Below are 789 nucleotides of genomic sequence, written 5' to 3'. Positions count from 1 at the left end.
CTGAATATGTAAGACAAAATGTGCCTGATTTTGCAAAAAGACTAAGCAGACTCAGCTCATTTTTTGCTGCTCTTAGCATTGATGATGCACTTTTATTTGCAAAAGAAATCATCCCGCGTCCTGATCATCCAGTTAACATATATGAGGTATTCAGCGAAGACTTTCTCACACTAGATTCAAGTTGGCTAGATTATGATGCAAATCCAACAAAACGAATTGAATATGCTAAATATTATTGGTGGGGTGAGATTACAAATCACAAGCCTCTTCATGGAGAAAGGCGCCCGCCAAGACTTGAAGTCTTATTATCCACCCCCGTTAGAGTCGGGAAGGTTGTTGAAACTCTACCCCCTGATCAATAACGATTAAATTCGGGTTATGTGCCGCCAATGCCGCTTCACAAAGTATCGCTGGCAGCATGTCGTCATATTCATACCGGCCATTACTTATATGAGTGAATAGCTCGTCTCCATCACTATCTAAAACCACGACTTGATACGGACTGGTTCGTTTATCAGTCCTGTTTCTTACACTAAGCTCAGGTAGTCTGCTTTTTTTTATGTTAGCGACTTTTGTTTTATTCATACTTGTTCCTATTGACACTGGGTTCTAATGTAGTCCTGCAAACCTTCTAGTTGAGCCTGCATCGTTGTTACTCTTTCGGTGAGAGTGAAATAATCCCTGATAGCGGGGTCTTCCAATCTGGGGCTGGCTGCATTAACCACGCCGGAGGGGGAACCGGCTTCGCCCTGACTACAGGTTGCCGCGATACGCAACCGGCGACGACCA

Annotated in this window: 3 protein-coding genes; 1 reads left to right on the top strand and 2 read right to left on the bottom strand. The window is 43.9% G+C overall.

The features are described from left to right. On the top strand, positions 1–362 hold a 362-nt coding region (locus C5469_RS23350; RefSeq protein ID WP_207629340.1), incomplete at its 5' end, for a hypothetical protein. On the opposite strand, the gene C5469_RS22930 is transcribed toward C5469_RS23350, so the two are convergent. Beyond that, a complete protein-coding gene (locus tag C5469_RS22930) occupies positions 319–585 on the bottom strand; it encodes a hypothetical protein (RefSeq protein ID WP_166311012.1) in 267 nt (88 codons plus the stop codon). The two genes, C5469_RS23350 and C5469_RS22930, sit on opposite strands and share 44 nt — an antisense overlap. Positions 586–593: 8 nt before the next feature. Beyond that, on the bottom strand, positions 594–789 hold a 196-nt coding region (locus C5469_RS22925; protein ID WP_166311010.1), incomplete at its 5' end, for a lysis protein.

It is taken from the genome of Photorhabdus cinerea (assembly GCF_011189575.1).
In the GTDB taxonomy this organism is placed as follows: domain Bacteria; phylum Pseudomonadota; class Gammaproteobacteria; order Enterobacterales; family Enterobacteriaceae; genus Photorhabdus; species Photorhabdus cinerea.
Note: the sequence above shows the minus strand (reverse complement) of the source record. Positions and strands in the feature narration are given on the sequence as shown.